Source organism: Thioclava sp. F36-6 (assembly GCF_002020305.1).
In the GTDB taxonomy this organism is placed as follows: Bacteria; Pseudomonadota; Alphaproteobacteria; order Rhodobacterales; family Rhodobacteraceae; genus Thioclava; species Thioclava sediminum.
In genome coordinates, this window is sequence record NZ_MPZX01000002.1 from 1,029,442 (window position 1) to 1,055,697 (window position 26,256).

Consider the following 26,256-nt stretch of genomic DNA (forward strand, 5'->3'; position numbering starts at 1 on the left):
AGGCCGCGCGCAAACCGCAGCTTTCGGGTCGCGCGCCTGACGCCCGCGCCCTAGGATCGACGAGAACCAAGAGGTGCGTGATGAACGACCACAGCGACATTGCCGAGAGCTACCACTATCAGGTCATCGCCCGCGCGCTGGCCGAGATCGACGCAGCACAAGCGGCGGGTGAATTGCTGACGCTCGAAGCGATCTCGGCGCGGCTGTCGATGAGCCCCGCGCATTTCCAGCGGCTGTTTTCGGCCTGGGTCGGGGTCTCTCCGAAACGCTACCAGCAATATCTGACGCTCGACTTCGTGCGTGAGTTGCTGAGCCAGCGCCTGCCGCTCGACGAGGTGGCCGACCGATCGGGACTGTCCGGCACGGGCCGGTTACACGATCTGGTGCTGCGCTGGGAGGCGATGACGCCCGGGGCGTTTGCCCGCGGCGGCGAAGGCGTCACGATCCGCTGGGGACGGTTCGACAGCCCCTTTGGCCCGGTGATCGCGATGGGCACCGATCAGGGGCTCTGCGGCATGGGCTTCACCGCCGAGATGGGCGAACGCGAAACCTTTGACGATCTCGCCCGCCGCTGGCCCGAGGCTCGCTTTACCGAAGACCCCGAGCCGCTGCGTCCTTGGGTCGACGCCGCCTTCAGCCGCCACGGCGAGGCGAAGCTGACGCTGATCGGCGCGCCGTTCCAGATCAAGGTCTGGGAGGCGCTGCTCTCGATTCCTTCGGGGCAGGTCACCACCTATTCCGACATCGCCGAGGCGATTGGCAACCCCAAGGCCGTGCGCGCCGTGGGCACCGCCGTGGGCCGCAACCCGATCTCCTTCCTGATTCCCTGCCACCGCGCCCTGCGCAAATCGGGCGGATTGGGCGGCTATCACTGGGGTCTGGGCGTCAAACGCGCGATTCTGGGCTGGGAAGGCGCCCGCGCAGAGGCCGATTGAGCGTCCCTCCGCCGCTTCTACCGCCAGATGATGCGCGGATTTCCGCGCTTCACGAAAAGGGCATGGAACCTGCGCGAATTTTACGCGTATCTTCCGGCAAGCCTCGAGACATGGGGCGACCAGAGAAGGCAGAGACAGAACATGACCACCGTTCTCAAGACCAAAACCATTCTTCTGAGCGCCGCCGCTGCGATGGCGCTTACCGCTTGTGTGCCGGGCGGCTACACCGGGGCGAACAACCCCGACCAAAGCCCGAACGCAAACCGCAATGCCGGTGCGATCACCGGTGCGCTGATCGGCGGCGCCCTCGGCGCCAAGAGCAAAGGCGACGAAAAGCTGACCAAAGCCGCAGCCGGCGCGATCGTCGGCGGCGTGATCGGCGGCGCGATCGGTTCGCAGCTCGACCGTCAGGCGCAGGAACTGCGTCGCGACCTGACCACCAACGGCGTCAGCGTCGTGCGTCAGGGCAACCAGCTGATCGTGACGATGCCGCAAGACGTGCTCTTCGCGACCGACAGCGCGGCCGTGCGCCCCGATCTGCAGCGCGACCTGTACACGCTCGCAGGCAGCCTCAACCGCTATCCGGACACCACCGTCGAAGTCGTCGGCCATACCGACAACACCGGCGATGCGGCCTACAACATGCGCCTGTCGCGTCAGCGCGCGCAGTCGGTGGCCAATGTCCTGATTAACGGCGGCGTCCCGAGCTACCGCGTGATCCCGACGGGTCGCGGCGAGGATCAGCCCATCGCGAGCAACCTGACCCCCGAGGGTCGTCAGGCCAACCGCCGGGTCGAATTCATCATTCGTCCGAACAACTAAACCGCTCGTCAGAGTGGGAAAAGGGCCGGGGAAACCCGGCCTTTTTTCATTGCCGACGACCCGATCTGGTCATACATCTTTACCACATGGAGGGGTGCATGCCATTTCAGAAGATCGAATCCGAGAAGCTCGCGAATGCTGTCGTGCGCCAGATCGAGCAGCTCATCCTGCAGGGCATTCTGCGTCCCGGCGAGCGTCTCCCCTCCGAGCGAGAGCTGTCCGAGCGCCTTGGCGTCTCGCGTCCGAGCCTGCGCGAAGCGGTCGCGGAACTGCAGGAATCGGGTCTCCTGACCACCCGCGCCGGGGCCGGGATCTATGTCGCCGAGGTGCTCGATTCCGCCTTCTCGCCTGCCCTGATCCGGCTGTTTGCGCGCAACGATCAGGCGCTGTTCGATTACATCTCGTTCCGCCGCGACATGGAGGGGCTCGCCGCCGAGCGCGCGGCGCAATGCGGCTCGGACACCGATCTCGCGGTGATCCAGACGCTGTTCTCCCAAATGGAAGCGGCCCATTCCAAACGCAATCCCACGCAGGAGGCGCAGCTCGATGCGCAGTTCCACATGGCGATCATCGAGGCGAGCCACAACGTCATCATGATCCACATGATGCGCGCGATGTTCGACCTGCTCGCCGAGGGCGTGTTCTACAACCGCTCGATGATGTTCCGGAACCGCGGCACGCGCAGCAAGCTGCTCGACCAGCACCGGGCGATCAACGAGGCGATCCAGCGCCGCGACGCCTCTGCCGCGCGCAAGGCCATCGCGGCCCATATGGAATTCGTCGAAGTCGAGATGGCGGCGATGCGCCGGGCCGAGCGCAACGAGGCCACCGCGCGCTTACGTCTCGAACATAACCGCTGAGCCCACATCACTTCTGAGCCCAAGACAAAGAAAAACCCCGGCCCATCGGACCGGGGTTTTCAATGTCACCCGTTAGGGGGAGATCAGTTCAGGCGCTGTTCGACTTCCGAAAGCGAGCTGTCGATCATCGCGGCACGGTCCGACGCGCTCAGCTGCTTGGCGAGCACGTCACCAGCGGCGGCCACGGCGACCGACACGGCACGGTCCTTGACCTCTTTCAGAGCCTGCGCCTCGGCCGAGGCGATCTGCTCGTCAGCGGCCTTCAGGCGGCGCTCGATCGAGACCTTAAGGTCTTCCTTGGCCTTCTCGGCAGCGGCTTCGGCGTCGCGCTTGGCGGCGGCGACGATCTGGTCGGCCTGCCCCTGCACTTCGCGCGATTTGCGCTCGTAGCTGGCGAGAACCGCTTGCGCCTCGTCACGCAGCTTGCGCGCTTCGTCGAGATCCGAGCGGATGTTCGTCGCGCGCTTGTCGAGCATCTTGCCCAGCATGCCCGGCACCTTCGCGTAGAGCACGATGCCCACGAAGATGATGAAGGCGATGGTCACGATGAAGTTCGTGTTCCAAAGCGAGAAGAACGGGCCCGTCGCTGCGAAGGCGGGCTGTGCCGCCACGAACGGAAGGAGAAGCGAGAGTTTCTTCATCGTCTTACCCTTTCAGCCGTTGTTCGACAGCCGCGTTGACAGCCGATGCGTCCGAATTGCCACCCAGAGCCGCGACGATCTCGCCGGCGGTGTCCTTGGCGACCTGATCGACCGCTGCAAGCGCGCCGTCACGGATTTCCGCGATGCGGGCTTCCGATTCCGCGGAGCGTGCGGCGATCTCGGCATCTGCCTTGGCGATAGCCGCGTCGAGGTCCTTTTGGATCTCGGCCTTGGTTTCGCCTGCGATCTTCTGCGCCTGAGCGCGTGCTTCGGCCAGAGCCTTCTCGTAAGCGGCTTCGGCCTCTTCGGCCTTGCGCTTGAAGTCTTCGGCCGCGGCGATGTCACCCGCGATCGTACCCTGACGATCGGCGAGAACTGCCTCGATCCGGGGCAGTGCGATGCGCGTCAGCAGCCAGTAGATCGCGACCAGAGCGACCACGAGCCAGAAGATCTGGTTCGGGTAGCTCGAGAAGTCGAGCTGCGGCATACCGGCCTTTTGCGCGGTATGTGCCGCGCCTTGGGCCGCATCAGCGGCTGCGTGCGCTGTATTTTGCGTTTCGCTTGCCATGTCGTCCCTCGACCCTGATCACAAATCCCCTTGCGGGTCACGGGATGGGCTCCGAATGAGCCCACCCGCCCTCAAGGAAAAGCGTGCTGGATCAGACGGCGAACATCAGCAGCAGCGCGACGAGGAACGAGAAGATCCCGAGCGCTTCTGCGAAGGCGATGCCGATGAAGAGGGTCGCGGTCTGGCCAGCGGCCGCCGAGGGGTTGCGCAGTGCGCCCGACAGGAAGTTGCCGGCAACGTTGCCCACACCGATAGCCGAGCCGCCCATGCCCATGCAGGCCAGACCAGCGCCGATGTAAGCACCCATTTGAACGATATTGCCTTCCATTGTCGTAACTCCTTGAGGTTGGAAGTGGCAGAAATTTGGTGAACTGGTTCGATCCGTTATCCGGTCAGTGTGCCGGGTGAAGCGCGTCGCGCAGATAGACGCAGGTCAGGATCGTGAAGACATAGGCCTGAATGAAGGCCACGAGAACTTCGAGCCCGTACATCGCGGTGATCGCGAGGATCGACAGCGGGGTGACGGCGATGCCGACGCCCGAGAACAGGATCAGCGGCGCGAAGGCGGCGAACACTTTCATAACCGCGTGGCCAGCCATCATGTTGCCCGCAAGACGAATGGAGTGGCTGACGGGGCGCACGAAGTAGGAGATGATCTCGATGATCGCGAGGATCGGGCGCAGCGCCAGCGGCGCCGAGGCCACCCAGAACAGGCTCAGGAAGCCCGCGCCGTTCTTGACGAAACCGATCACGGTCACCGCAACGAACACGGCGATCGCCAGCAGACCGGTCACAGCGATATGCGAGGTCGTGGTGAAGCCGCGCGGCAGCAGGCCGAGGAAGTTCGAAAAGACGATGAACAGGAAGACCGTGAAGATATAGGGGAAGAACTTCAGCGCGTCTTTGCCCGCCACGTCTTCGACCATCTTGTGAATGAAGCCGTAGGACAACTCCGCGATCGACTGGGCGCGCGAGGGCACCACGGCGCGGCCGCGGGTGCCGATGACGAGCATGAAGAAGATCGCCAGAACGGCAATCGCCATCCACAGCGTCGCATTGGTCGGCGTGTACCAGTGAACCGGGCCATCGCCGAAGAGGGGCTTAACGATAAACTGATCCATCGGGTGGAAGGTCAGTTCACTGCGCATTTCCTGTTCAAGAGTTGCCACGGTCGTCTTCCTCTTCATCGGCCATGTCGGCCGCACGCTCTTCGTTCATTTCCTTGGCCGAGCGAAGCATCACCTTCACCCCGGCCGCGAGCCCGAGAAGCGTGAACAGCACCATCATCCAAGGCATCGTGCCCATAAGCACATCCAGCCCGTATCCGATGCCGAAGCCGATCCCCAGCCCCGAAACCATTTCGATCACCATACGCCAAGCCATATTCGCCTGGGACAGATGATGATCGGCACGTTGCGGAGGCGGTTCTTGCGTCTTTCTCACTGCCGCAAGCTTCTTCTCAAGCGCTGCGAGGCGCTCGGGATCGGGCTCGTCGGAGCGGTGATCAGGCATGGTTCGGCCCCCACTCAGGTCTCAGCCGTGATAGCCGTGCCCCCCGCCTGAGTCAATTCCGTACAGGCCTCCGAAAGCACCTCGCAACCCATTGATCCGTAACGATTTTGAAAATAGGCCTCAAATTCGCGCCGCGCCAAGCTCACGCAAATGCGAGCAATCGCATATTCAACCGATCGGTTGACGTTTATCGCGGGGCGCCCCATCAAGGAGCGATGCTACCGCCGCCCACCCCATCTCTCGATGCGATCTTCGCCGCGCTCGCCGATCCGACCCGGCGGACGATCCTGACGATGCTGCTCGAAGACGACATGGCGGTGACCGACGTGGCCGAGCCCTTCGAGATGTCGCTCGCGGCCGTCTCCAAGCACCTCGCGATCCTGACCAATGCCGGGCTGATCTCTCAGGAGAAACGCGGCCGGGTGAAATGGTGCAAGCTGGAGCCGCTCGCGATGTCCGCCGCCACGACATGGATTCAAGGAATCGGCCAGTTCGAGCCGCTGGATTTCGACGCGTTCGAGAAATTCCTCGAAGCTGAACTGGCGCAGATCGAGATCGAGCCGGAAGAAACCGGGCAGATGGAGAATGGGCAAAGCGACGCGCCGCCCGGCAGCGCGTCGCAGCACGATTAGATCGAGCCCGCCTCGACCATGTAATTGTTCGCAGTGCACATCGCCGCATCGTCCGAGGCGAGGAATAGCACCATCCGCGCGACATATTCCGGCTGGATCAGATCGGGCAGACATTGGTTGCGACGATGATCCTCCAGCGCCTCGGGCGTGGCCCAGAGAGTTTTCTGCCGGTCCGTCATGATCCAGCCCGGCACGACCGTGTTGACCCGGATGCGATGCCCGCCCAACTCGCGTGCCATCGTGCGGGTCAGCCCATGCACCGCCGCTTTCGCCGTCGCATAGGCCGGGAAGCCGCTGCCAGCCTCCCACCACGAATTCGACCCCATATTGATGATCGACCCCGCCCCTTTCGAGATCATGTCCGGCGCAACCGTCTGGATCGCGAAGAACATGTGGCGCAGGTTCGTGTGCTGGCGCTCGTCCCAATACTCGGCATCGATCTCGCGCCAGTCGTGGCGGTCGTCGCGCGCGGCATTGTTCACCAGCACATCCGCCGGGCCGATCTTTTCGCGGAGGCGGCCCAGCGCCTCTTTCATCGCAGCGATGTCGCGCAGGTCGCACAGCTCGTAATCGACGCCGAACCGTTTCGCGATCGCCGCGCTCCCCTCCGCATCGCGGTCGAGAAACCCGACCTTCGCCCCTTGCGCGGCGAAGCCTTCGACGATCAGCGCCCCGATCCCCGAGGCGCCCCCGGTCACGATCACGGATTTGCCCTTCAGGCTTGGATAGTTCGCGAATTCCGGCATCTGCTCCTCCTCTTTTCGCGGAGAGCATCGCGCCCGACGCCACGACTGTCCAGACGGCGACGACAGGGCCTACGTCACAAATCCTTCGCCCCGGCGTCAGCGGGCTGTCACAGCCCGGGGTATTATGACGCCCGAAGCCCCGAGCCGACGACCTGCCGCCCGACGCGGCACCTCGCCCTCAGGGCCTTCATCATATCAAGTCACCTTTGGGGGTATATATGCCACGCCTTTCCCGTTCGTTCACGCTGTCCGCAGCGCTCACCGCTGCCCTTCTCTCGACCGCACTGGTGGCTCCGGCCTACGCACAATCCACGTCAGGCGCGGGCGTTCTGAAGGTCGCGCTCTGGGGTGACGAGTTCTACAGCAAGGATCCCGAGGAGAAGGCGAACTGGATCGACCAGACCGTCGCCTCGATGAACGATCACGATCTCGACTTCACGATCTTCGCCGGCGACACCAAGAGCGGCAGCAGCGAATGCACCGATCAGGCGATCGGGGCGGACGTGCAGGCGATCTTCAACCGCCTCGACATGCCGACGCTCTACGCCCTCGGCGACAATGAATGGGTCGACTGCCACCGCACCAACAACGGCAGCTACGACCCGGTCGATCGACTCTCTTACCTGCGCAAGACCTTCTTCGATGCGGCGAAGTCGCAGGGCTCGAACCCGATCGACGTCGAACGTCAGGGCGCTCCGGGCGAAGCCTACAGCGAGAACAGCCGTTTCGAGCGAAACAAAGTGATGTTCGTCGCCCTCAACGTGCCGGGCAGCAACAACAACCTCGTCGCGACCGACAAGCAATGCACCAAGAAGTCCGACCGCACGCAGGCCGACTGCGGTGCCGCGACCGCGGAATACGAAGCGCGCAACCCGAAGAACGTGGAATGGCTCAAGGAGTCCTTCGCGAAGGCGCGCGAGAATAGCGACGCGGGCATCCTGATCGACATTCAGGCTGACATCTTCTTCCCGTTCGAGCTGAGCGACGGCGGCTACGAAGACGATTTCCTGCCGACCCTCGACGACAAGAACGGCTTCACCGATTTCTACAAGACCCTCGTCGACGAGACCCACAACTTCGACGGTCAGGTCCTGCTGGTCCACGGCGACTCGCATTACTTCAAGGTCGACAAGCCCATGCTCCAGCCCGATGGCCGCAGCACCGCGAATTTCACCCGCGTCGAGGTGTTCGGCAGCAGCGACAACAGCTGGGTGGAGATGACGGTCGATCCGAAATCCGAAGGTGTGTTCTCGTTCCAACCCGTGGTGCTGAAGCAGTAAGCCGCGCCTGTCGCGGGGCATTGCCGGTTCTCAGGCAACTCACACCAACCTTTGAGACACGGGCGGCGGTTCATCCGTCGCCCGTGTTCCCATTAAAGCCTCAACGACGCGACCCGTTGCACCGCAACGAAAAAGGCCGCCCCCGATGGAGCGGCCCTGATCTTTCGCGATGGCGACAGCTTACTTGCGGTTGTCGTCCTCATCCTCGTCGTCATCGTCCTCGGGCAGGTTGAAGAAGCTGTCCGCATCCGAGTAATCGGCGTTATCCGCGGCGTCGTCCTCTTCCTCGTTCTCCTGCTTGAGATCGGAGGAGGAGAAGTTCTCCAGACCGGCGATGCCGGAGGGCAGGCGCGGCTCGTCGGGCATGCCCAGCGACTGCTCGGTCGAGACCAGCTTGCGACGCTCGTCATCGCTCATCACGCCTTCGGCGGCGGCTTTCTTCGCGGCCTTCTGCACTTCGATATCCAGTTCCGACTGGCGGCACAGACCCAGCGCGACCGGATCGATCGGGGTCATGTTCTGGATGTTCCAGTGCGTGCGCTCGCGGATCGACTGGATCGTGGGCTTGGTGGTGCCGACGAGACGCGCGATCTGCGCATCGGCCAGCTCCGGGTGGAACTTCACCAGCCACAGGATCGCGTTCGGACGGTCCTGACGCTTCGACAGCGGCGTGTAGCGCGGACCGCGACGCTTGTCCTCGCCGACGGCAGCTTTGTTGAACTTCAGCTTGAGCTTGTGCATCGGGTCTTTCTCGGCCTTGTCGATCTCTTCCTGATCGAGCTGGCTCGAGGCGACCGGATCGAAGCCCTTCACGCCGGTTGCGACGTCACCATCGGCGATGCCCTGCACTTCCAACTCGTGCAGGCCACAGAAATCCGCGATCTGCTTGAAGCTGAGCGTCGTATTGTCCACCAGCCACACGGCGGTGGCCTTTGCCATCAGGGGCTTGTTCGTCATTGCAGCCATCCTTTACATATCTCTCCCGGGCCGAGAAATCGGCTGCGGCGCGGGAATTCCCTGCCGCGGTCCATTTCTGGAAGGGGAATTGCCGCCTCATATAGTCAATCGCGCGTCAGGAGAAAAGAGAAAATGACTCGTTTGAGCCTTCTGGCCGCAGCCCTGCTTGCGCTTTCGACCGCCGCCCCGCCCGCCCATGCCGAAGGCGAGCGCGCGGGCGATTTCGACTATTACGTCCTCTCGCTCAGCTGGTCGCCCACTTGGTGCGCCCTGACCGGCGATGCGCGCAACTCGCCGCAATGCGAACCGAAGCACGATCATTCTTTCGTGCTGCACGGGCTTTGGCCGCAATACGAGCGCGGCTGGCCCAGCTTTTGCCGCACGCCGCATCGCGATCCCTCGCGCCAGCAGACCGCCGCGATGGAGAATCTGACCGGCGCGCCGGGGCTGGCTTGGTACGAGTGGAAGAAGCACGGGCGCTGCTCGGGCCTGTCAGCGACGGATTATTTCGCGCTGGAACGCGAAGCCTATGCCAGCATCGAAATCCCGGACGTGCTGGCCAATCTCGACCGCGACGTGAGACTGCCCGCAAAGGTGGTGGAGCAGGCCTTTCTGGAGGCCAATCCCGGCCTCGATGCCGACGAGATCACCATCACCTGCAAGTCGGGCCGCATTCAGGAGGCCCGCATCTGCCTGACCAAGGATCTCGAGCCGCGCAAATGCGGCTCCGATACGATCCGCGATTGCAGCCTGTCCGACGCGCTGATGGAAAAGGTGCGCTGAGGCGTCAGTCTTCCAGCGGCGGCTGGCGATCTTCCAACGTGGGCAGTTTATGGCGCGCCGCGACGTCGTGGCTGTGGTCTTCCTCAGCCTTGCCCGCCGCGCAAATCCACGCCTTGGCCTGATCCAATTCGCTCAAGCGGAACAGCTTGACCGTGCCGGGGATCATCGGCGCGAAGGCCTGCACACCCCATCGGATCCAGTCGACATCGCTGACCAGCGCCACCGCGGCGAAATCGCCCAGATGCGACAGGCCCAGCTTGGTGTCGTCCCATGCCGCTTTCGCGGTGTAGCCGTCGAATGCGTCGCCGATGATGTAGAGCAGCTTCACCTTGCCCTCGGCGGCAATCTTGGCCTCCACCGCCGGGATCAGATGTTGTTCGTAAGCCTCCGCGCCGATCGTGCCCTTGGCCTCGAATGCCAGCACATCGGCCGGAAACCCGTCCAGAAATTCAAAGCGTCCTTCGCTCATGACCGCCTCCCCTCGTTGGTTCGCGCGCGCCGCAATGATACACCCGGCGCGCGCGTGACGAAAGTTCAGCCGCCCGCAACTTCCAACACGATTTTGCCAATATGCTGGCTCGTCTCCATCCGCTCATGGGCTTTTGCTGCCTCGGCCAGCGGGAAGGTGCTGTCATGGATCACGCGCAGCTTGCCCGAATTGATCATCGGCCAGACATTGGCGCGCAACTGCCGCGCGATCTCTGCCTTGGCGGCATCCGATTGCGGGCGCAGCGTGGCCCCGGTGATCGTGAGACGCTTCACCATGACCTGCGCGAAGTTGATCTCGGCCTTGGGGCCGCCGAGGAAGGCGATGAAGACGAGCCGCGCGTCATTGGCCATCGCCTTGATATTGCGCGCGATATAGTCGCCACCCACCATGTCGAGCACGAGGTTCGCGCCGCCTTCGGCCTTCAGTACATCGACGAAATCGCCCGTCTTGTAGTTGATCGCCGTCGCGCCAAGCTCTTCGCAAACCGCGCATTTCTCGGGGCTGCCAGCAGTGGTGAAGACCCGCGCGCCCAGCGCCGTCGCGATCTGGATCGCGGTCGTGCCGATCCCGGAAGAGCCGCCATGCACAAGAAAACGCTCGCCCGCCTGCAACCCGCCGCGCATCACCATGGTCGACCACACGGTGAAGCAGGTCTCCGGCAGACAGGCCGCCGATTTCAGATCGAGCCCCGCAGGCACGGGCAGCGCATGTTCCGCCGGACAGGTCACATACTCCGCGTAGCCGCCACCGGGCAGCAGCGCGCAGACCTGATCGCCCACCTCCCAATCCGTGACGCCCGGCCCGATCGCCGCGACCCGGCCCGAGCATTCCAGCCCCGGCAGGTCCGACGCGCCCGGCGGCGGGTTATAGGCGCCCGCACGTTGCAGCGCATCGGGGCGGTTCACCCCGGCATAGGCCACCTCGATCAGGATCTCACCATGGCCTGCGACGGGCACGGCGCGGGTGACTTCCGTCAGCACCTCCGGCGCGCCATGTTCGGAAATCTCGACGCAGCGCATCTCGGTCGGCATCTCGACAGGTTTCATCAATGCGCCTCCCGGCCCGGCATGTCGTCAGTGCCTTTCGGCGCACGGATGCCGCCGAGAAGCTTCGGCAGGAAGGGCAGCTTCATCGCAGCGCCCTTCACCTTTTCAAACTGCATCACGTCCTCGATGCGACGGTCGAGGAAGGCCCAAGTGTCGGCCTTGCCCTCGCTCTCATCGCCCATCCAGTAAAGCACGGTCGAGCTATAGACCCCGGAAAGGGTCATCCGCTTCGTGTACCAGTTGTAATCCTCGCTGACGTCGCCCAGCGCGCGCCAGATCTTGTCCGAGGTCTCCCAGATCAGCTTCGAGCCGGTCGTGGCATTCTGCGGCAGCGCGAAGATCGCGGCCCCTCGGCGCACCAGCTCCGGATCGGCCTCTTCCAGACGGAAGCGCACGGCGGTCGCGATCCGGTCGCGGAACTTCATCCCCGACAGATCGGCCTCTTCCAGACGCTTGAGCATCGCCGCATCGCCCTCGCGGTGATAGGCCACCGCCAGATCGACGGCGCCACGCGGACACACGACCCGCGCCAGCCCCGGATCGAGCCCCAGATCGGAGACCGCGAGCTTGAAGGCAGGCTCGGACCAGCCGTCGAAAGGCACATGCGGCTTGATCGCCGCCAACAGCTCGGATCGCGTGCGGTCCATATCGAGATGGTCGTTTTTCATCGCGTTTCCTCTCTCAGCTTTGGCGGTAGACAAACCGCCTTTTGGTGACTATATGGAGCGCTCCTGCAAGCAACTGCAACTCTAACTTAGGAAGGTGGTGACACCACATGCAGGTCAGCGTTCGCGACAACAACGTCGAACAGGCGCTCCGTGCTCTGAAGAAAAAGCTTCAGCGCGAGGGTGTGTTCCGCGAAATGAAGCTCAAGCAGCATTTCGAGAAACCCTCGGTCAAAAAAGCGCGCGAGAAAGCCGAAGCCGTCCGCCGTGCCCGTAAACTGGCACGTAAGAAGGCTCAGCGCGAAGGCGCGCTCTAAGCGCACCGCTCCGCGTCTGAAAAGGCGCCTGAAAATGCTGGCGGGCTTGCCCGCACCGATGACCCCCGAGGCTTGGCCGCGGGGGTTTTTGGTTTCTGGAAGACACCTCCACAAGAAAGCGCAACCGACGCCGCTTTGATCTTGCCTAAAGCGCCGCGCCCCCTACCCTAGCGCCAGCACTTCGTTCTGGCGGGAACCGCTTTCACATGTCCGATATCCGGCCAGTCCTGCATCTTTTCGGCCTGATCCTTACAGTCCTCGGGACAACCATGCTGGTCCCGGCAGCCATGGACTTCAGCGATCTCAATCCGAACTGGCAGGAATTCCTCGAGGCAGCGGTCGAGACCGCGCTGATCGGGATGGTTCTCTCGCTCGCGACCCGAACCAAAAGCGCGAACGGGCTCAACACGCGGCAAGCTTATCTGCTCACGGCGGCGATCTGGCTCGGCTTGCCGATCTTCGCGGCCCTGCCGTTCATCGAGGGCGCGCCGCACGCGACATGGACCAACGCCTATTTCGAGGCCGCCTCGGGCATCACCACCACCGGCTACACCGTCTTCGAACATCTCGACACCCTGCCGCGCGGGGTGGTGCTGTGGCGCGGGATGCTGAACTGGTTCGGCGGGCTGGGGATTGCCTTCGTCGCGATGATCTTCCTGCCGGTGCTGCGCATCGGCGGGATGCGCTATTTTCAGGCCGAAGGATTCGACACGCTGGGCAAGGTCATGCCGCGCGCCCATAATATCGCGCGCTCCCTGCTTTGGGTCTATGTCTCGCTGACGCTGGCCTGCGCGATCAGCTATGCCGCCGCGGGCATGAGCTCGTTCGACGCGATCTGCTACGCGATGGCGACAATCGCGACGGGCGGCTTCGGCACGCATGACAGCTCCTTCGCGAGCTTCTCGCCGGGTGCGCAATATGCCGGTGTCATCTTCATGCTGGGCTCGGCCCTGCCCTTCATCCGCTATGTCCAGCTTGGCCGCGGCGATCTGCGCCCGTTCTGGGACGACCCGCAAATCCACGCCTTCCTGCGCTGGTTCGCCCTCGCGCTCGCGGCGCTCCTGATCTGGCTCTACACCCACGCGCCCGACGGGATCGAACCCACCTTCCGCTCCGCCGCCTTCAACCTGTCCTCGATCATGACCGGCACCGGCTTCGGCACCGCCAATGTCGCGAATTGGGGAAGCTTCGCGATGGTGCTGGCCTATTGGGTCGGGCTGATCGGCGGCTGCACCGGGTCCAGCTCGGGCGCGCTGTCGGTCTTTCGCTGGCAGGCGCTCGGCGCGGTGATCCGCGCCGCCGTGCGCCGCCTTCAGATGCCGCACCGTGTCCTGCAACCGCGCCTCGGCGACAAGCTGCTGGAGGAGGACGTGCTCTCCTCCCTGATCCTCTACTTCACCGGCTATATGCTGACGCTCGGGCTGATCTCGGTCGGGATCTCGATGACCGGCGCGGATTTCGTCTCGGCGCTCTTCGCGACATGGGGCGCACTTGGCAATATCGGCTACGGGGTCGGCCCGCTGACCGATCGCACCGGTACGATGATCGACTTCAGCGATGCCGCGACCTGGCTGCTGACCCTCGCAATGCTGCTGGGCCGGATCGGGATGCTCGCGATTCTCGTCGTGTTCCTGCCGCGCTTCTGGCGCGCTTAAACCGGCATCGCCGTGGTCGAGACCACGCATTTGAGCGAAAAGCTCGACTGGATCTGCGCCACGCCCGGGATATTGGCGAGCTTCGCCCGGTGCAGCCGCGCGAAATCCTCGGCATCGGCGGCCACCACCTTCAGCAGGTAATCCGCAGCCCCCGCCATCAGGTGACATTCGAGCACTTCCGGCACCTCCTTCACGCCCTTCTCGAACGCGTCGAGAACCTCGTCCGCCTGGCTCGACAGCTTGATCTCGACATAGACCGTCGTGGTCCGCCCCAGCTTGCGCGGGTTCAGCAGGGCAACGTAATCCCGGATGTAGCCCTCTTCCTCCAGCCGCTGCACCCGGCGATGGCAGGCCGAAGCCGACAGGTTCACCCGCTCGCTCAGCTCGGCATTGGAGATTCGCCCCTGCCGCTGCAAAACCTCCAGCAGCCGACGATCTGTCGCGTCCAGCTTGTCGCTCATGCAATATCCTGCCGATCTTTGCGCATTTCATCGAAGATACGAGCGACCCACCCCATCCACAACCGGCAAATTGGCAAAGCACTTGCTTGTGACGGAGCGCATACTGGGGGCAGGACGTTTCCATTTTTTGGAGGAGGACACGCGATGAAGATCGGTACGGTGCGCGAGATCAAGGCGCAGGAATTCCGCGTCGGGCTGACCCCGGCTGCGGCACAAGAGGCGGTCGCCCATGGCCACGAGGTGCTGGTCGAAACCGGGGCAGGTCAGGGCGCGGGCTTCACCGACAGCGATTACGAGGCGGCCGGCGCGAAAATCCTCGGCGATGCGGCGGATGTGTTCGCCCAAGCCGAGATGATCGTGAAAGTGAAAGAGCCGCAGGCCTCCGAGCGCGCGATGCTGCGCGAGGGCCAGCTTCTCTTCACCTATCTGCATCTGGCCGCCGACCCGGCGCAGACCCATGACCTGATGAAATCGGGCGCGACCTGCATCGCCTACGAGACGGTCACTGCGAAGGACGGCACCCTGCCGCTGCTCGCGCCGATGTCCGAAGTGGCGGGTCGCCTCGCCCCGCAGATGGGCGCATGGACCCTGCAGAAAGCCAATGGCGGGCGCGGTGTGCTGATGGGCGGCGTGCCGGGCGTTTCGCCCGCGAAGGTCGTCGTGATCGGCGGCGGCGTCGTGGGCACCAACGCCGCGCGCGTTGCTGCCGGGATGGGCGCGGATGTGACCGTGCTCGACAAGTCGCTGCCGCGTTTGCGCTATCTCGATGACACGTTCGGCGGCACTTTCCGCACCGCCTATGCCTCGAAAGCCGAGACAGAGGCGCTAGTCGCAGCCTCCGATCTGGTGATTGGCGCGGTGCTGATCCCCGGGGCCGCAGCGCCGAAGCTGGTCACCCGCGAGATGCTGAAGACGATGAAGCCCGGCGCGGCGATCGTCGATGTCGCGATCGATCAGGGCGGCTGCGTCGAGACCTCGCATCCCACGACCCATGACGACCCGATCTACGAGGTCGAGGGCGTGATGCATTACTGCGTAGCCAACATGCCCGGCGCGGTCGCGCGCACCGCGACCCTCGCCCTGTCGAACGCGACGCAGCCGTTCCTGCTGGCGCTGGCCGACAAGGGATGGGAACGCGCCTGCGCCGAGGATCCCCACCTGGCCGCGGGCCTCAACGTCCATGCGGGCAAGGTGACCTACAAGGCTGTGGCAGAAGCGCTCGACCTGCCGCTCGATGCGCCGGACGCGGTGAAGCACGCAGCCGAATAAGGGTCGCCCTGCCCCACGAACGAAACGGCCCGGAGCTTTGCCCCGGGCCGTTCTCATATCTGCCGGCGACGTCTGCCTGAGACGCCCCGCGCCGTCACTTCCGAAGCGCGTCGCGGATCTCGAGCAGCACGTCGAGCTGGCTCGGCCCGGTTTCCACCGCGGGCGCGACATCGTCGGGCTTCTCCGCCGCGGCCTTCACGCGATTGACCATCTTCACCAGCATGAAGACGACGAACGCGATGATGAGGAAGTTGATCACTGCCATCACGAAGGCACCATAGGCGAAGACCGACGCCCCCGATTTGCGCGCCTCGTCAAGGCTTGCCCCCGCGGGAACCTCGCCGGAGAGCACGGCATAATTATTGGTGAAATCGACCCCGCCCGTGAACAGGCCGATGATCGGGTTGATGATGTCGCCGACGAGCGACGTGACGATCGCGGTGAAGGCCGCGCCGATGATGATGCCAACCGCCATGTCCATGACATTGCCCTTGGCGATGAAATCCTTGAATTCCTGAATCATTTCAGACCCTCTTTCCGATGCGCCTTTTGCGCCGCAACAGGCTAGCACGATCTTGCGGTCTGCATAGTCTCCAACGCAGGGCAAAGCGGGCCGTATCAAGACGGGATCGCGGCTCAGCAAAGTCTCCGGCGCGCATCCTCGACAAGGCGGCGGGCGACCTGCGCCGCCGTGGTTCCCGTATCACCGCCGCGGCGAGGCGAGAGAGGCGATGCGACCGGCAGGGCCGCGAAGCCGTCGCTGAGACGTGCGCGGGCCTCCTGCCGGGCGATATCGGCGATGGCTTCCGCATCGAAACGCAGCGCCTGCTGGATCTGATCCGCCGCGTCTTCGCACGGCCCTGCCCCGGCACGGCTACACGCCCAAGCACAGCCGAAATGATCGGGCATCTGAGAAATGTTGCGCAGGCGGCGTTGTGTGGCGCGGATGCGCTCGCAGGCCGCGTCGCGCTGATCGGCGCGCAGGGATAGCTCTAGCGGCAACGTCTCTGCCAGAGTCGCGCGCTCTTCCTGCAGCCCTTCGGCCGCTGCGCGCAGGGCCGCTGCCGTGTCCGGCTCGGCCGTTTCCGCATCCTCAAAGCAACCCGAAATCATCTCGTCCAAGACCGCGACCCGGTGACGTGCGATCAGGTCGGCCGCCTCGGCAAAAGCGAGATCGGAGACCGCCTGCCGCAACTCTTCCAACGCGCGGTCGACGGCGCAATCGCCCGGCCCGTGCAGTGCAGTCAACGCACGCTGTTCAAGCGCGATCGACGTAGCTCCGTACTCCTGTCCAACCATGGCGGCATCCCTTTCTGGTAACCGCATCAGGCTGGCACAACGGAATGAACGAAAGGTGAACCTTCGTCCACCTTTCGCCGCCACATCTAAATTTCAGAGATTTCTCAGTCGTTTGACCGAAGCGCTTTCGTGAGAGCCGGGAACATTTCGGCATTCGACGCGATCACCGAGCCCGATTCGAGAACGCCGCGACCTTCGCGCACGGCTTCCACGAAACCGCCCGCTTCCTTCACGAGGAGCATGCCCGCAGCCACGTCCCACGCGTTCAGCCCGCGCTCCCAATAGCCTTCGTAGCGACCCGCCGCGACATAGGCCAGATCGAGCGAGGCCGCACCCCAGCGCCGGACGCCCGCGCATTGCGGCATCAGCTTGGCAAGGTCCTTCAGTGTCGCCGGAAGGGTCGATTTGCCACCGAAGGGCACGCCGGTCGCGAAGACCGATTCGATCATCTTGTGACGGCCCGAAACCCGCAGGCGCGTATCGTTCATGAAAGCGCCAAGGCCCTTCTCGGCGAAATACATCTCGTCTTTCGCCGCGTCGAAGACCACGGCTGCGATGATTTCGCCCTTATGCTCCAGCGCGATCGAGATCGCCCAATGCGGCAGGCCGTGCAGGAAGTTCGTGGTGCCGTCGAGCGGGTCGACGATCCAGCGGCGGGTCGGGTCGTCGCCCGCCTCTTCGCCGGTTTCCTCGCCGATCCAGCCATAGGAGGGGCGCGCGCCGCGCAGCTCGTCCTTGATGATCTTCTCGGATTCGCGGTCGGCCTTCGAGACGAAATCGCCCGGGCCCTTCGAGGAGACCTGAAGGTTCTCGACCTCGCGGAAATCCTTGACCAGCGAGCGGCCTGCCTTGCGGGCGGCCTTGATCATCAGGTTGAGGTTTGCGCTGCCTTGCATCTCTGGGCTCCTTCGCGTTTCAAGCGGTCGCCTTACAGGGGTTGCGTGGAAAATCCAAGACCTTTGGCGCGTCAGGCAAACTGAGGAGCGGCTCTGCCCCGCTCGCTGCCGGCCCTTCGCTTGCGCTCCGGGCGTTCGGCGGAGCGTCCTTCCACTGAGAGGCCGCCATTTTCCGCCTCACCCCCCGGGATATTTCGGTCGAGAAGAAGGCTCAGGCGCGTTGCAGCTTCACCGGCTCGGTGCGCGCAAGCCGCAGGAAATGCGCCATGAAGGGCTGGGTGGCATCCTCGGACCGGGTCGCGGCATAGAGCCGCTTGGTCAGCCCGTGTTCGGTCACCGGCTTGGTGATGTAGTCGGGCTGGTATTTCACCTCGCGCAGCACCCAGTCGGGCAGCACCGCCACGCCGCGATTCGAGGCGACCAGCATCAGGATCACCGCGGTCAGCTCCACCTGTCGCACGGCTTTCGGCTCGACCCGGGCGGGCGTCAGAAGCTGCGTGAATATGTCCGAGCGGCCGCGGTCGATCGGATAGGTGATCAGCGTCTGATCCGCGAAATCCTGCGCCTCGATATAGGGCTTCGCGGCCAGCGGCGAATTCGCGGCGGCGATGAAGGTCGGCGCATAGTCGAAGAGCGGGTTGAAGGTGACGCCGTCGATCTTCTCCGGGTCCGACGAGATCACCAGATCGACCTCTTCGCGGCTCAGCGCGGGCAGTGCGTTGAAGGCCAGACCGGGCCGGATATCCACGTCGATATCGGGCCAGGCATGGCGGAAGCGTTCCAGCACCGGGAACAGCCAGTCGAAACAGGCATGGCACTCGATAGCGATATGCAGCCGCCCCGCGCGACCCGATCGCAACGCGTCGAACTCGGCCTCGGTCGCGGCGATCTCGGGCAGGATGCGTTCGGCCAGCCGCAGCAGCTTCTGCCCCGCCGCCGACAGCTTCAGCGGTTTCGAGCGGCGCACGAACAACTCCACCCCGGTCTGATCTTCCAGCCCTTTGATTTGGTGCGACAGCGCGGATTGTGTTATGTGCAGCACGTCCGCTGCCTTCGCGAGCCCCCCGGCATCGTGAATCGCCTTGATTGTGCGCAGGTGACGGAACTCGAGATGCATCTTGTTGTTACACTCATAACGATTTTGAAGATTATGAGTTTGTCTCACAAAGCCCGATCTGGCACAAGAGAGCGAACGAAAGGACAGATTCCCATGACGACGCCCAAGGTCAGCTTCGAATTTTTCCCGCCGAAGACGCTCGATGCGTCGTTCCGGCTGTGGGAAACCGCGCAGGTTCTGGCACCGCTGAAACCCGAGTTCACCTCCGTGACCTACGGGGCGGGTGGCACGACGCGCAAGCTGACCCATGAGGCGGTCGGCACGATCCACAAGAATTACGGCCTCAATGTCGCCGCCCACCTGACCTGCGTGGAAGCGACCAAGGCCGAGACGATGGAGATCGTGGACGCCTATGCCGAGGTCGGCGTCACCGAGATCGTGGCGCTGCGGGGCGATCCGCCGCAGGGCGCCAAGCATTTCACGCCGCATCCCGAAGGCTTCGCCTCGTCGGTCGAGCTGATCGAGGCGCTGGCCGAGGATGGCCGCTTCACGATCCGCGCGGGCGCCTATCCCGAGCCGCATCCCGACGCCGCCGACAATATGGCCGACGTGCGCTGGCTCAAGCGCAAGGTCGAGGCGGGCGCGACCTCGGCGATCACCCAGTTCTTCTTCGAGCCCGAAACCTTCTTCCGCTTTCGCGATGCCTGCGAGCGCGAAGGGATCGACGCGAAGATCATCCCCGGCATCCTGCCGATCCAGTCGTGGAAAGGCGCCAAGAAATTCGCGCAAAGCTGCGGCACCTCCATCCCCGCATGGGTCGAGGAAGCCTTCGAGGCCGCGATCCGCGACGGGCGCGAGCATCTTCTGGCAACCGCGCTGTGCACCGAGCTGTGCGACAAGCTGATCGAGGGCGGCGTGGAAGACCTGCATTTCTACACGCTCAACCGCCCCGGCCTAACCCGCGACGTCTGCCACGCGCTGGGTGTCACGCCCGATACGGTGCTGGAGAAAGTGGCCTGAAAGGGTCGCGACACGGATTGAACGAAGGGGCCCGGCTGGGCCCCTTTTTCTTTGGCGGCGGGCGGCCTCACCGTGTCAGTCGAAGGAAATGGGCGACTGCTTGGCTCGGTTGACGTTGAGAGTGAAAACATCCGGCCGGGCGTAATGACCACTGACATCGAATTTGCGGCGTGAAGCCCTGGCGGCATCCACGTCCACCGTCGCGACCAGCAGCCCCTTTTCCTTCCTCATCGGGCCCGCGTGCAAACTGCCGAAGGGTTTGTAGACCACCGCATCCCCGGGATTGATCCACTCGTTGTCGTCAGGGAAAAGCTCGTCACGATAGGGGATATCCGCGGGCACGTCGCTTGCCTCGAGCGACGTGGCGCAGCCGAGAACCCAACATCCGCCTTCGCGCGCGATATGCTGCATTGTCGCCAGCCAGGTATCGCCGCTGTCCCAGGTCGGTGCACAATAGATGTCGATATTCTGGGCATAGAGCGCGAACCGCGCCAGCGGCATGTAGTTTTCCCAGCATATCAGGGCGCCCACACGCCCGACTGCGGTCTCAACGACCTTGAGGGTCGAGCCGTCTCCGAACCCCCAGACCATACGCTCGGGGTTTGTCGGCATCAGCTTTCGATGGTTGTTCAGAAGGGTCCCGTCGGCGTCGATGATCGCTGCGCTGTTGAAAAGCGTGCTGCCGCTGACCGCCCCATCCACCTCCTGATGGCCCATCACGACCACCATCGAATGCTCTTTTGCCGCTTCCTTTATCGGCGCAAGCTCGTCTTTGCTGAGATCGATCGAATTGGCCTGCGAAAGCGCGAAGAGATCGTCGGTCTTCTTCATCCCTGCCCCCGGCGGGAGCCGCCAGACGAAAGTGGGGTAGCCCGGCAACCATGTCTCGGGAAACACGATCAGTCGGCACGCCTGAGAAGCCGCCTCGGCGAACAGTTCGACCGCTCGCTCCAGAGACGCCGTCTTGTTCATGTAGACCGGCGGTTGCTGTACGATAGCAATTTGCATGAGATCGTCCTCCCAATGGCTGTTCGGCGCGCGGCCATCAAAACGGAAGACGGTCAAGACGCCCCACTCCGTCCGCGGAGTGATGTTCGAGAATAGCACAAGACGCCCATCCACCGGAGAAACCCCACAAGCACCCTTGGAGCGCCGCGCCTCGCGATGCTGACCCCGAGGGCAATGCTGCCCTTTGCGATGCGGATCGCAAACGCTCCCCCCTTCCCTTTCCGGCCCATCGCGATAGCTTGTCGCCCGACCCAACAGGAGCCAGACATGCCCGATCAATATTTCGCCGAAGGACCCGACGATTTCCTCCCGCTCGAGGAGGTCCTCTCGATGCCGGGGCTCGACTACGTCCGCAAGATGGTTACCGGCGACGTCCCCTCCCCCACCGTGCAGAAGCTGATGGCCTATCGGATCACCGAGGCCGAGGAGGGCCGCGTCACCTGTCGCGGCACGCCGGGCCATCCGCAGACCAACGGCTATGGCGGCATTCACGGTGGCTGGTATGCGATGATGCTCGATACGGTGATGACCTGTTCGGTGATCACCGGGCTGAAGAAGGGGCAGACGCAGACGACGCTCGAATTCAAGGTGAACCTGATCCGCGCGATCAAGCCCGGCACCGAGGTGATCGGCGTGGGCCAACTCGATCATATCGGGCGGTCAACTGGCGTCGCGCGGGGTGAGATCCGGGGCGCCGAGGATGGACGCCTCTACGCGACCGGCACCGCCACCTGTTTCGTCATGACGCCCGAGCTCTGAGGCCGGCGCGGAGCCGCGCGCGAGGCGGCGGATTTCGGGGCGCAGAATGCGCGGTCGGAAAATCGCGCGGGAGCCTTCGGGCAACACGACGCTCTCATGCAGCCCCTCGGAGGGGTCACGGCCCACGACACGCGGCGCGCGCAGCCAGAACAGCTTGCTCCAGCCAGTCCATGTGCCGACGGATGGCGCATTCGGATCGCGCGGAAACTCCGCCTGCCAGCCGGGCGGCAGGCTCAGGCCCAGCGACTCGGCGCGTTCCAGCATCCACACGAGCGGAATATTGGCGAGCGGTCGGGCATCGCCAAAATGGCCCAGCATCCCGCCGATATCGCCATGCGCCCCGCGAAACCAGCGCTGCTCGATCCGGGTCGCGGGAGGCGCTACCTCCGAAGCCCCCTCGTCGCTTTCCCAAACCAACGGCTCCAGCACCGAGCGCCGCTCGTCGAGCGCGAGCGCCTGAAATCCGTGGCGCACGTGATCGCTCAGGTGGTGATCGTGAAACCGCACGCGCTCTTCGCTGACGATCCAGAAGAACGGGACGCGGATGCCCAGCGCCTGCACCGTGTCGAACGCGCCGACCATCTCGATCTCGACATTCTCGTGGCATAGGCTGTTGCGGAAGCTTTGCAGAATGTCGGCGGGGGTCTCTTCCTCGTAATGGCGCCAGGCGAGGCGGGTGTTCCGCTCAATCGCATGTTCGGGACGCAAGAGACCGATCCGCCCGATCATCCCGGCGAGCGAGCGCGCCGCGAAGGCGCCCCGAGAATAGCCGATCAGAAAAATCCGGTCGCCCGGACGGTAGCGCATCGCGAGCCAGCCATAGGCGCGCGAGATCTGCTGGTTCACACCCCAGCCGAACCAGACATCCGACATGTCGTGCCAGTCGCGCCAGCGCAGCCCGCGCCCGTAATAGACCGACACTTTCGGCGCGGCGCGGCGCAGGAAGCGATAGATCAGCCCGATCGAGGTGAGGCGGTCAGCGCGCAACGAGCCGAGCGTCCCGTCGAGCAGCACAACATGATCCACCGGCCCACGGCCTGCACCAGCTGCCGCGCGCGCCTCGGCCCGTTCCGGGCTGCGGCGACGCAGGGCAGAGATCACACGCTCGAAGAGACCGCGCATATCAGCGCTCCTCAGATAAGTTGGGCTTATACTATCCAATGTAGGATAAGTTTCTCTTATCTTCAGGGGCAATCGCGGCAGTTTGTTGACCCGATCGTGCCCGCCGCGCTTTTTCGGACCGCGCGCACGGGGTTTTCCTTGCCGCCTGCGCGGGCTAAACAGCCCTCAAGCCGAGCCAAGGATGCCTGACATGACGATGGACAAGACTTTCGATGCCGCGAGCGCCGAGCCGCGGATCTACGCGAAATGGGAAGAGGCCGGAGCCTTCAAGGCCGGGGCCAACGCATCGCGCGACGAGACCTTCTGCGTGATGATCCCGCCGCCCAACGTGACGGGCGCGCTGCATGTGGGCCACGCCTTCAACAACACCGTGCAGGATATCCTCGTGCGCTGGCACCGGATGCGCGGTTTCGACACGCTCTGGCAGCCGGGTCAGGACCATGCGGGCATCGCGACCCAGCTGATGGTCGAGAAGGAACTGGCCAAGACCCAGCAGCCCAAGCGGGTGGAACTGGGCCGCGAGAAATTCCTCGAGAAGGTCTGGGAGTGGAAGGGCGAATACGGCTCGACCATCATCAACCAGCTCAAGCGTCTGGGGTCATCCTGCGACTGGTCGCGCAACGCCTTTACGATGTCGGGTGCGCCCGGTGCGCCGGAAGGCAATGAGGGCAACTTCCATGACGCGGTGATCAAGGTCTTCGTCGACATGTACGAGAAGGGCCTGATCTATCGCGGCAAGCGACTGGTGAACTGGGACCCCCATTTCGAGACCGCGATCTCCGATCTGGAAGTGGAGAATATCGAAGTCGCCGGTCACATGTGGCACTTCAAATACCCGCTCGCAGGCGGTGAGACCTATACTTACGTCGAGAAGGACGAGGACGGGAATGTCCTCTTCACCGAAGAGCGCGACTACATCTCGATCGCGACCACGCGTCCCGAGACGATGCTGGGCGACGGCGCGGTTGCGGTGCATCCGTCGGATGAGCGTTACGCCCCGATCGTCGGTAAGCTCTGCGAGATTCCGGTCGGCCCGAAAGAGCATCGCCGCCTGATCCCGATCATCACCGATCAATATCCCGATCCCGATTTCGGCTCGGGCGCGGTGAAGATCACCGGCGCGCATGACTTCAACGACTACATGGTCGCCAAGCGCGGCGGCATTCCGATGTATCGCCTGATGGACACCAAGGGCGCGATGCGCGCCGACGGGCTGTCCTACGAGGAATGCGCGGCCCGTGCGATGGACATCTCGAAAGGCGCGGAGTTCACCGAGGCCGAGATCGACGCGCTCAACCTCGTGCCCGAGGAACTGCGCGGGCTCGACCGGTTCGAGGCGCGTGAAGCCGTGATCCGTCAGATCACCGACGAAGGCCTCGCGGTGACGATCACGAAGACCATCACCGACGAAGACGGCAATGAGACGGAAACCACCGTTCCGTATGTCGAAGACAAACCGATCATGCAGCCCTTCGGCGACCGCTCGAAAGTGGTGATCGAACCGATGCTGACCGATCAGTGGTTCGTCGATGCCGAGAAGATCGTGGGCAAGGCGCTCGATGCGGTGCGCAACGGCGACACGGTGATCATGCCCGAAGCCGGCGAGAAGACCTATTTCCACTGGCTGGAAAACATCGAGCCGTGGTGCATCTCGCGCCAGCTCTGGTGGGGCCACCAGATCCCGGTCTGGTACGGTCTGGACATGGACGCGCCCGACTTCCGCGATGACGAGGGCGACGGCACGATCGACCTCGTGGAGATGGGCCGTCTGCTCGTCGAGACCAAGATGGTGCATCGCGACGACCGCTACCACTGCGCCTCCGATTTCGAGAGCGTCATCGGCTGGTTCAAGGCGCAGAATGCCGAGCTGCCAACGCCGCTGAACGTGGCGCGCATCGTCGAGGTGGAAGACCGCCACAAGGCGATCGAAGTGCTCGCCGCGAGCCTCGCGCAATACGAGATGACCGAGGACCCGACGCAGCTCGTCTATCCGGTCTGGCGCGATGCGGATGTGCTCGACACCTGGTTCTCGTCGGGCCTCTGGCCCATCGGCACGCTCGGCTGGCCCGAGGATACCGAGGAGATGCGCAAGTATTTCCCGACCGACGTCCTCGTGACCGGCTTCGACATCCTGTTCTTCTGGGTGGCGCGGATGATGATGATGCAGCTGGCCGTCATGGATCAGGTGCCCTTCCACACCGTCTATCTGCACCAGCTCGTCCGTGACGAGAAGGGCAAGAAGATGTCGAAGACGACGGGCAACGTGATCGACCCGCTCGAGATCATCGACGCCTACGGCGCGGATGCGCTGCGCTTCACCAATACCGCGATGGCGGCGATGGGCGGCGTGCTGAAGCTGTCCGAGGAGCGCATCAAGGGCTACCGCAACTTCGGCACGAAGATCTGGAACGCGACCCGCTTCGCCGAGATGAACGGCGTGTTCGAAGGCCCGGTCGTGACCGAGATCCCGCAGCCCACTCACACGGTGAACCGCTGGATCATCGGCGAGACCGCGAAGATCCGCGAGCAGGTGGACGAAGCCTTCGCCGCCTATCGTTTCAACGACGCGGCCCTCGGGCTTTACGGCTTCGTCTGGGGCAAGGTCTGCGACTGGTATGTCGAATTCGCCAAGCCTCTGTTCGACGGCGAGCATGCCGAGGAAACCCGCGCCACGATGCGCTGGGTGCTCGATCAGTGCTACACGCTGCTGCACCCGATCATGCCCTTCATCACCGAAGAGCTGTGGGAGCTGACCGCGCCGCAGGGCGACCGCGCGAAGATGCTCGTCCATGCCGACTGGCCGGATTACAAAGCCGCCGATCTGGTGGACGAGGCCGCGGACCGCGAGATGAACTGGGTAATCGACCTGATTGAGGCGATCCGCTCCTCGCGCACCCAGATGGGAGTGCCGGTGGGTCTGAAACTGCCGATGGTTCTGGCCGAGGCCGATGACGCCGCGCGTGCAGCGCTCGCCAATAACGAGGCGCTGATCTTCAAGCTGGCGCGCATCGAGAGCATCACCGAGGCACCGATCCCGAAAGGCGCGATCTCGATCCCGGCGCAGGGCGCGCTGTTCGGTCTGCCGCTGGAAGGCGTGATCGACATCGCCAAGGAGAAGGCGCGTCTGGAGAAGGCTCTGGGCAAGATGGAGAAGGAAATCGGCGGCATGAAGGGCCGTCTGAACAATCCGAAATTCATCGCCAATGCCGATCCCGAGGTCGTCGTGGAAACCCGCGAGAACCTCGCCCGCGCCGAGGAAGAGGCCGAGAAGGTGCGTCAGGCCGTGGCGCGTCTGGCCGAGTTGGGCTGAGCGAGGCCTTTAGCGATCAGGGCCGCGTCTGACCCTCGGGTGGGCGCGGCTCAACACGTGAGGTCCGCACTTTATCTCACAAGCCCGAACGACGGATGAGCGCGCGCGACATCGCAATGCGCCCTCCCGTGGGGAGGGTCGGGCGC

General features: G+C 63.9%; 29 protein-coding genes. 12 read left to right on the plus strand and 17 right to left on the minus strand.

Annotated elements, in window-relative coordinates:
• The first annotated feature begins 80 nt into the window (after positions 1 to 80).
• The 3 genes from BMI88_RS12095 to BMI88_RS12105 all read left to right on the plus strand — a co-directional run bounded on the left by BMI88_RS12095 (position 81) and on the right by BMI88_RS12105 (position 2,617).
• The gene (locus tag BMI88_RS12095) at positions 81 to 935 is read left to right on the plus strand and encodes a methylated-DNA--[protein]-cysteine S-methyltransferase (protein ID WP_078549083.1); all 855 of its coding nucleotides are present in this window, start codon (positions 81 to 83) and stop codon (positions 933 to 935) included.
• 141 nt (positions 936 to 1,076) lie between these two features.
• Entirely contained in the window at positions 1,077 to 1,757 is a 681-nt protein-coding gene (locus BMI88_RS12100; RefSeq protein WP_075773903.1) for an OmpA family protein, read from the plus strand.
• Between the two features lie 98 nt (positions 1,758 to 1,855).
• The gene (locus BMI88_RS12105; RefSeq protein WP_078522464.1) at positions 1,856 to 2,617 is read left to right on the plus strand and encodes an FCD domain-containing protein; all 762 of its coding nucleotides are present in this window, start codon (positions 1,856 to 1,858) and stop codon (positions 2,615 to 2,617) included.
• 83 nt (positions 2,618 to 2,700) lie between these two features.
• On the opposite strand, the gene BMI88_RS12110 is transcribed toward BMI88_RS12105, so the two are convergent.
• The 5 genes from BMI88_RS12110 to BMI88_RS12130 form a co-directional block, all read right to left on the minus strand.
• Positions 2,701 to 3,258, minus strand: coding sequence for a F0F1 ATP synthase subunit B (locus tag BMI88_RS12110; protein WP_078522463.1), 558 nt, complete (start codon positions 3,256 to 3,258; stop codon positions 2,701 to 2,703).
• A 4-nt stretch (positions 3,259 to 3,262) separates the two neighbouring features.
• Positions 3,263 to 3,826 carry a F0F1 ATP synthase subunit B' gene (locus BMI88_RS12115; protein WP_078522462.1) on the minus strand — a complete coding sequence of 188 codons (564 nt, stop codon included), beginning with the start codon at positions 3,824 to 3,826 and terminating at the stop codon, positions 3,263 to 3,265.
• A gap of 91 nt (positions 3,827 to 3,917) precedes the next feature.
• Positions 3,918 to 4,154, minus strand: a complete 237-nt coding sequence (locus BMI88_RS12120) for a F0F1 ATP synthase subunit C (RefSeq protein ID WP_038144344.1) — start codon at positions 4,152 to 4,154, stop codon at positions 3,918 to 3,920.
• A 64-nt stretch (positions 4,155 to 4,218) separates the two neighbouring features.
• Positions 4,219 to 4,974 (minus strand): F0F1 ATP synthase subunit A, encoded by a 756-nt coding sequence (locus BMI88_RS12125; RefSeq protein ID WP_093476999.1) that lies wholly within the window; start codon positions 4,972 to 4,974, stop codon positions 4,219 to 4,221.
• Between the two features lie 7 nt (positions 4,975 to 4,981).
• A complete protein-coding gene (locus BMI88_RS12130; protein ID WP_078522460.1) occupies positions 4,982 to 5,338 on the minus strand; it encodes an AtpZ/AtpI family protein in 357 nt (118 codons plus the stop codon).
• Positions 5,339 to 5,553: 215 nt separating this feature from the next.
• On the opposite strand from BMI88_RS12130, the gene BMI88_RS12135 reads away from it, so the two are divergent.
• The gene (locus BMI88_RS12135; RefSeq protein ID WP_078549085.1) at positions 5,554 to 5,970 is read left to right on the plus strand and encodes a metalloregulator ArsR/SmtB family transcription factor; all 417 of its coding nucleotides are present in this window, start codon (positions 5,554 to 5,556) and stop codon (positions 5,968 to 5,970) included.
• Here the strand turns inward: BMI88_RS12135 and BMI88_RS12140 are convergent.
• Positions 5,967 to 6,716, minus strand: coding sequence for an SDR family oxidoreductase (locus tag BMI88_RS12140; RefSeq protein WP_078549087.1), 750 nt, complete (start codon positions 6,714 to 6,716; stop codon positions 5,967 to 5,969). The two genes, BMI88_RS12135 and BMI88_RS12140, sit on opposite strands and share 4 nt — an antisense overlap.
• Positions 6,717 to 6,934: 218 nt before the next feature.
• On the opposite strand from BMI88_RS12140, the gene BMI88_RS12145 reads away from it, so the two are divergent.
• Positions 6,935 to 7,996 carry a hypothetical protein gene (locus BMI88_RS12145; protein ID WP_078549089.1) on the plus strand — a complete coding sequence of 354 codons (1,062 nt, stop codon included), beginning with the start codon at positions 6,935 to 6,937 and terminating at the stop codon, positions 7,994 to 7,996.
• 180 nt (positions 7,997 to 8,176) lie between these two features.
• On the opposite strand, the gene BMI88_RS12150 is transcribed toward BMI88_RS12145, so the two are convergent.
• The gene (locus tag BMI88_RS12150; protein ID WP_078542268.1) at positions 8,177 to 8,953 is read right to left on the minus strand and encodes a cell cycle transcriptional regulator TrcR; all 777 of its coding nucleotides are present in this window, start codon (positions 8,951 to 8,953) and stop codon (positions 8,177 to 8,179) included.
• Positions 8,954 to 9,085: 132 nt separating this feature from the next.
• Between BMI88_RS12150 and BMI88_RS12155 the strand changes: the two genes are divergently transcribed.
• Positions 9,086 to 9,736, plus strand: coding sequence for a ribonuclease T2 (locus tag BMI88_RS12155; protein ID WP_078549091.1), 651 nt, complete (start codon positions 9,086 to 9,088; stop codon positions 9,734 to 9,736).
• Between the two features lie 4 nt (positions 9,737 to 9,740).
• On the opposite strand, the gene BMI88_RS12160 is transcribed toward BMI88_RS12155, so the two are convergent.
• The 3 genes from BMI88_RS12160 to BMI88_RS12170 all read right to left on the minus strand — a co-directional run bounded on the left by BMI88_RS12160 (position 9,741) and on the right by BMI88_RS12170 (position 11,940).
• Entirely contained in the window at positions 9,741 to 10,205 is a 465-nt protein-coding gene (locus BMI88_RS12160; protein WP_078549093.1) for an STAS/SEC14 domain-containing protein, read from the minus strand.
• 65 nt (positions 10,206 to 10,270) lie between these two features.
• A complete protein-coding gene (locus BMI88_RS12165) occupies positions 10,271 to 11,257 on the minus strand; it encodes an NAD(P)H-quinone oxidoreductase (protein ID WP_078522631.1) in 987 nt (328 codons plus the stop codon).
• Positions 11,258 to 11,271: 14 nt separating this feature from the next.
• Entirely contained in the window at positions 11,272 to 11,940 is a 669-nt protein-coding gene (locus BMI88_RS12170) for a COQ9 family protein (protein WP_078522453.1), read from the minus strand.
• Positions 11,941 to 12,047: 107 nt separating this feature from the next.
• On the opposite strand from BMI88_RS12170, the gene rpsU reads away from it, so the two are divergent.
• Together rpsU and BMI88_RS12180 are read left to right on the plus strand one after the other, a co-directional pair.
• Positions 12,048 to 12,254, plus strand: a complete 207-nt coding sequence (gene rpsU / locus BMI88_RS12175; protein WP_011748553.1) for a 30S ribosomal protein S21 — start codon at positions 12,048 to 12,050, stop codon at positions 12,252 to 12,254.
• A 206-nt stretch (positions 12,255 to 12,460) separates the two neighbouring features.
• Positions 12,461 to 13,909, plus strand: coding sequence for a TrkH family potassium uptake protein (locus BMI88_RS12180; protein WP_078549095.1), 1,449 nt, complete (start codon positions 12,461 to 12,463; stop codon positions 13,907 to 13,909).
• Here BMI88_RS12180 and BMI88_RS12185 read toward each other — a convergent pair.
• Complete coding sequence (locus tag BMI88_RS12185; protein ID WP_078549097.1) at positions 13,906 to 14,370, minus strand: Lrp/AsnC family transcriptional regulator; 465 nt, start codon at positions 14,368 to 14,370, stop codon at positions 13,906 to 13,908. The genes BMI88_RS12180 and BMI88_RS12185 overlap by 4 nt on opposite strands.
• 144 nt (positions 14,371 to 14,514) lie before the next feature.
• Between BMI88_RS12185 and ald the strand changes: the two genes are divergently transcribed.
• Complete coding sequence (ald, locus tag BMI88_RS12190; RefSeq protein ID WP_078522450.1) at positions 14,515 to 15,639, plus strand: alanine dehydrogenase; 1,125 nt, start codon at positions 14,515 to 14,517, stop codon at positions 15,637 to 15,639.
• A gap of 94 nt (positions 15,640 to 15,733) precedes the next feature.
• On the opposite strand, the gene mscL is transcribed toward ald, so the two are convergent.
• From mscL to BMI88_RS12210, 4 genes are all read right to left on the minus strand, one after another.
• Positions 15,734 to 16,162 carry a large conductance mechanosensitive channel protein MscL gene (mscL, locus tag BMI88_RS12195; protein ID WP_078522449.1) on the minus strand — a complete coding sequence of 143 codons (429 nt, stop codon included), beginning with the start codon at positions 16,160 to 16,162 and terminating at the stop codon, positions 15,734 to 15,736.
• Positions 16,163 to 16,275: 113 nt separating this feature from the next.
• Positions 16,276 to 16,938, minus strand: coding sequence for a hypothetical protein (locus BMI88_RS12200; RefSeq protein ID WP_078549100.1), 663 nt, complete (start codon positions 16,936 to 16,938; stop codon positions 16,276 to 16,278).
• 104 nt (positions 16,939 to 17,042) lie between these two features.
• A complete protein-coding gene (locus BMI88_RS12205) occupies positions 17,043 to 17,834 on the minus strand; it encodes an inositol monophosphatase family protein (RefSeq protein WP_078522447.1) in 792 nt (263 codons plus the stop codon).
• 211 nt (positions 17,835 to 18,045) lie between these two features.
• Positions 18,046 to 18,951, minus strand: a complete 906-nt coding sequence (locus tag BMI88_RS12210; RefSeq protein WP_075773886.1) for a LysR family transcriptional regulator — start codon at positions 18,949 to 18,951, stop codon at positions 18,046 to 18,048.
• 93 nt (positions 18,952 to 19,044) lie between these two features.
• On the opposite strand from BMI88_RS12210, the gene metF reads away from it, so the two are divergent.
• Positions 19,045 to 19,911, plus strand: coding sequence for a methylenetetrahydrofolate reductase [NAD(P)H] (metF, locus tag BMI88_RS12215; protein WP_078549102.1), 867 nt, complete (start codon positions 19,045 to 19,047; stop codon positions 19,909 to 19,911).
• 75 nt (positions 19,912 to 19,986) lie between these two features.
• On the opposite strand, the gene BMI88_RS12220 is transcribed toward metF, so the two are convergent.
• A complete protein-coding gene (locus BMI88_RS12220) occupies positions 19,987 to 20,976 on the minus strand; it encodes a carbon-nitrogen hydrolase family protein (RefSeq protein WP_246831877.1) in 990 nt (329 codons plus the stop codon).
• Positions 20,977 to 21,186: 210 nt separating this feature from the next.
• On the opposite strand from BMI88_RS12220, the gene BMI88_RS12225 reads away from it, so the two are divergent.
• Positions 21,187 to 21,678, plus strand: a complete 492-nt coding sequence (locus BMI88_RS12225; protein WP_078549106.1) for a PaaI family thioesterase — start codon at positions 21,187 to 21,189, stop codon at positions 21,676 to 21,678.
• Here BMI88_RS12225 and BMI88_RS12230 read toward each other — a convergent pair.
• Complete coding sequence (locus BMI88_RS12230; RefSeq protein WP_078549108.1) at positions 21,580 to 22,800, minus strand: DUF2235 domain-containing protein; 1,221 nt, start codon at positions 22,798 to 22,800, stop codon at positions 21,580 to 21,582. The genes BMI88_RS12225 and BMI88_RS12230 overlap by 99 nt on opposite strands.
• Before the next feature lie 190 nt (positions 22,801 to 22,990).
• Here BMI88_RS12230 and BMI88_RS12235 point away from each other — a divergent pair, with 190 nt between their 5' ends.
• On the plus strand, positions 22,991 to 26,110 hold the full coding sequence (locus BMI88_RS12235; RefSeq protein ID WP_078549111.1) for a valine--tRNA ligase: 3,120 nt from the start codon (positions 22,991 to 22,993) through the stop codon (positions 26,108 to 26,110).
• The last annotated feature ends 146 nt before the right edge of the window (positions 26,111 to 26,256 follow it).

Excerpts from the sequence above, each read along its gene's own strand:
- BMI88_RS12135 (WP_078549085.1), top strand. The coding sequence starts at position 5,554 with ATGCTACCGCCGCCCACCCCATCTCTCGATGCGATCTTCGCCGCGCTC.
- BMI88_RS12130 (WP_078522460.1), bottom strand. The coding sequence starts at position 5,338 with ATGCCTGATCACCGCTCCGACGAGCCCGATCCCGAGCGCCTCGCAGCG.
- BMI88_RS12205 (WP_078522447.1), bottom strand. The coding sequence starts at position 17,834 with ATGCAAGGCAGCGCAAACCTCAACCTGATGATCAAGGCCGCCCGCAAG.
- BMI88_RS12120 (WP_038144344.1), bottom strand. The coding sequence starts at position 4,154 with ATGGAAGGCAATATCGTTCAAATGGGTGCTTACATCGGCGCTGGTCTG.
- BMI88_RS12235 (WP_078549111.1), top strand. The coding sequence starts at position 22,991 with ATGACGATGGACAAGACTTTCGATGCCGCGAGCGCCGAGCCGCGGATC.
- BMI88_RS12145 (WP_078549089.1), top strand. The coding sequence starts at position 6,935 with ATGCCACGCCTTTCCCGTTCGTTCACGCTGTCCGCAGCGCTCACCGCT.
- rpsU (WP_011748553.1), top strand. The coding sequence starts at position 12,048 with ATGCAGGTCAGCGTTCGCGACAACAACGTCGAACAGGCGCTCCGTGCT.
- BMI88_RS12200 (WP_078549100.1), bottom strand. The coding sequence starts at position 16,938 with ATGGTTGGACAGGAGTACGGAGCTACGTCGATCGCGCTTGAACAGCGT.
- BMI88_RS12155 (WP_078549091.1), top strand. The coding sequence starts at position 9,086 with ATGACTCGTTTGAGCCTTCTGGCCGCAGCCCTGCTTGCGCTTTCGACC.
- metF (WP_078549102.1), top strand. The coding sequence starts at position 19,045 with ATGACGACGCCCAAGGTCAGCTTCGAATTTTTCCCGCCGAAGACGCTC.
- BMI88_RS12105 (WP_078522464.1), top strand. The coding sequence starts at position 1,856 with ATGCCATTTCAGAAGATCGAATCCGAGAAGCTCGCGAATGCTGTCGTG.
- BMI88_RS12100 (WP_075773903.1), top strand. The coding sequence starts at position 1,077 with ATGACCACCGTTCTCAAGACCAAAACCATTCTTCTGAGCGCCGCCGCT.
- BMI88_RS12110 (WP_078522463.1), bottom strand. The coding sequence starts at position 3,258 with ATGAAGAAACTCTCGCTTCTCCTTCCGTTCGTGGCGGCACAGCCCGCC.
- mscL (WP_078522449.1), bottom strand. The coding sequence starts at position 16,162 with ATGATTCAGGAATTCAAGGATTTCATCGCCAAGGGCAATGTCATGGAC.
- BMI88_RS12170 (WP_078522453.1), bottom strand. The coding sequence starts at position 11,940 with ATGAAAAACGACCATCTCGATATGGACCGCACGCGATCCGAGCTGTTG.
- BMI88_RS12115 (WP_078522462.1), bottom strand. The coding sequence starts at position 3,826 with ATGGCAAGCGAAACGCAAAATACAGCGCACGCAGCCGCTGATGCGGCC.
- ald (WP_078522450.1), top strand. The coding sequence starts at position 14,515 with ATGAAGATCGGTACGGTGCGCGAGATCAAGGCGCAGGAATTCCGCGTC.
- BMI88_RS12140 (WP_078549087.1), bottom strand. The coding sequence starts at position 6,716 with ATGCCGGAATTCGCGAACTATCCAAGCCTGAAGGGCAAATCCGTGATC.
- BMI88_RS12095 (WP_078549083.1), top strand. The coding sequence starts at position 81 with ATGAACGACCACAGCGACATTGCCGAGAGCTACCACTATCAGGTCATC.
- BMI88_RS12185 (WP_078549097.1), bottom strand. The coding sequence starts at position 14,370 with ATGAGCGACAAGCTGGACGCGACAGATCGTCGGCTGCTGGAGGTTTTG.
- BMI88_RS12165 (WP_078522631.1), bottom strand. The coding sequence starts at position 11,257 with ATGCCGACCGAGATGCGCTGCGTCGAGATTTCCGAACATGGCGCGCCG.
- BMI88_RS12125 (WP_093476999.1), bottom strand. The coding sequence starts at position 4,974 with ATGCGCAGTGAACTGACCTTCCACCCGATGGATCAGTTTATCGTTAAG.
- BMI88_RS12150 (WP_078542268.1), bottom strand. The coding sequence starts at position 8,953 with ATGACGAACAAGCCCCTGATGGCAAAGGCCACCGCCGTGTGGCTGGTG.
- BMI88_RS12225 (WP_078549106.1), top strand. The coding sequence starts at position 21,187 with ATGCCCGATCAATATTTCGCCGAAGGACCCGACGATTTCCTCCCGCTC.
- BMI88_RS12230 (WP_078549108.1), bottom strand. The coding sequence starts at position 22,800 with ATGCGCGGTCTCTTCGAGCGTGTGATCTCTGCCCTGCGTCGCCGCAGC.
- BMI88_RS12210 (WP_075773886.1), bottom strand. The coding sequence starts at position 18,951 with ATGCATCTCGAGTTCCGTCACCTGCGCACAATCAAGGCGATTCACGAT.
- BMI88_RS12160 (WP_078549093.1), bottom strand. The coding sequence starts at position 10,205 with ATGAGCGAAGGACGCTTTGAATTTCTGGACGGGTTTCCGGCCGATGTG.
- BMI88_RS12180 (WP_078549095.1), top strand. The coding sequence starts at position 12,461 with ATGTCCGATATCCGGCCAGTCCTGCATCTTTTCGGCCTGATCCTTACA.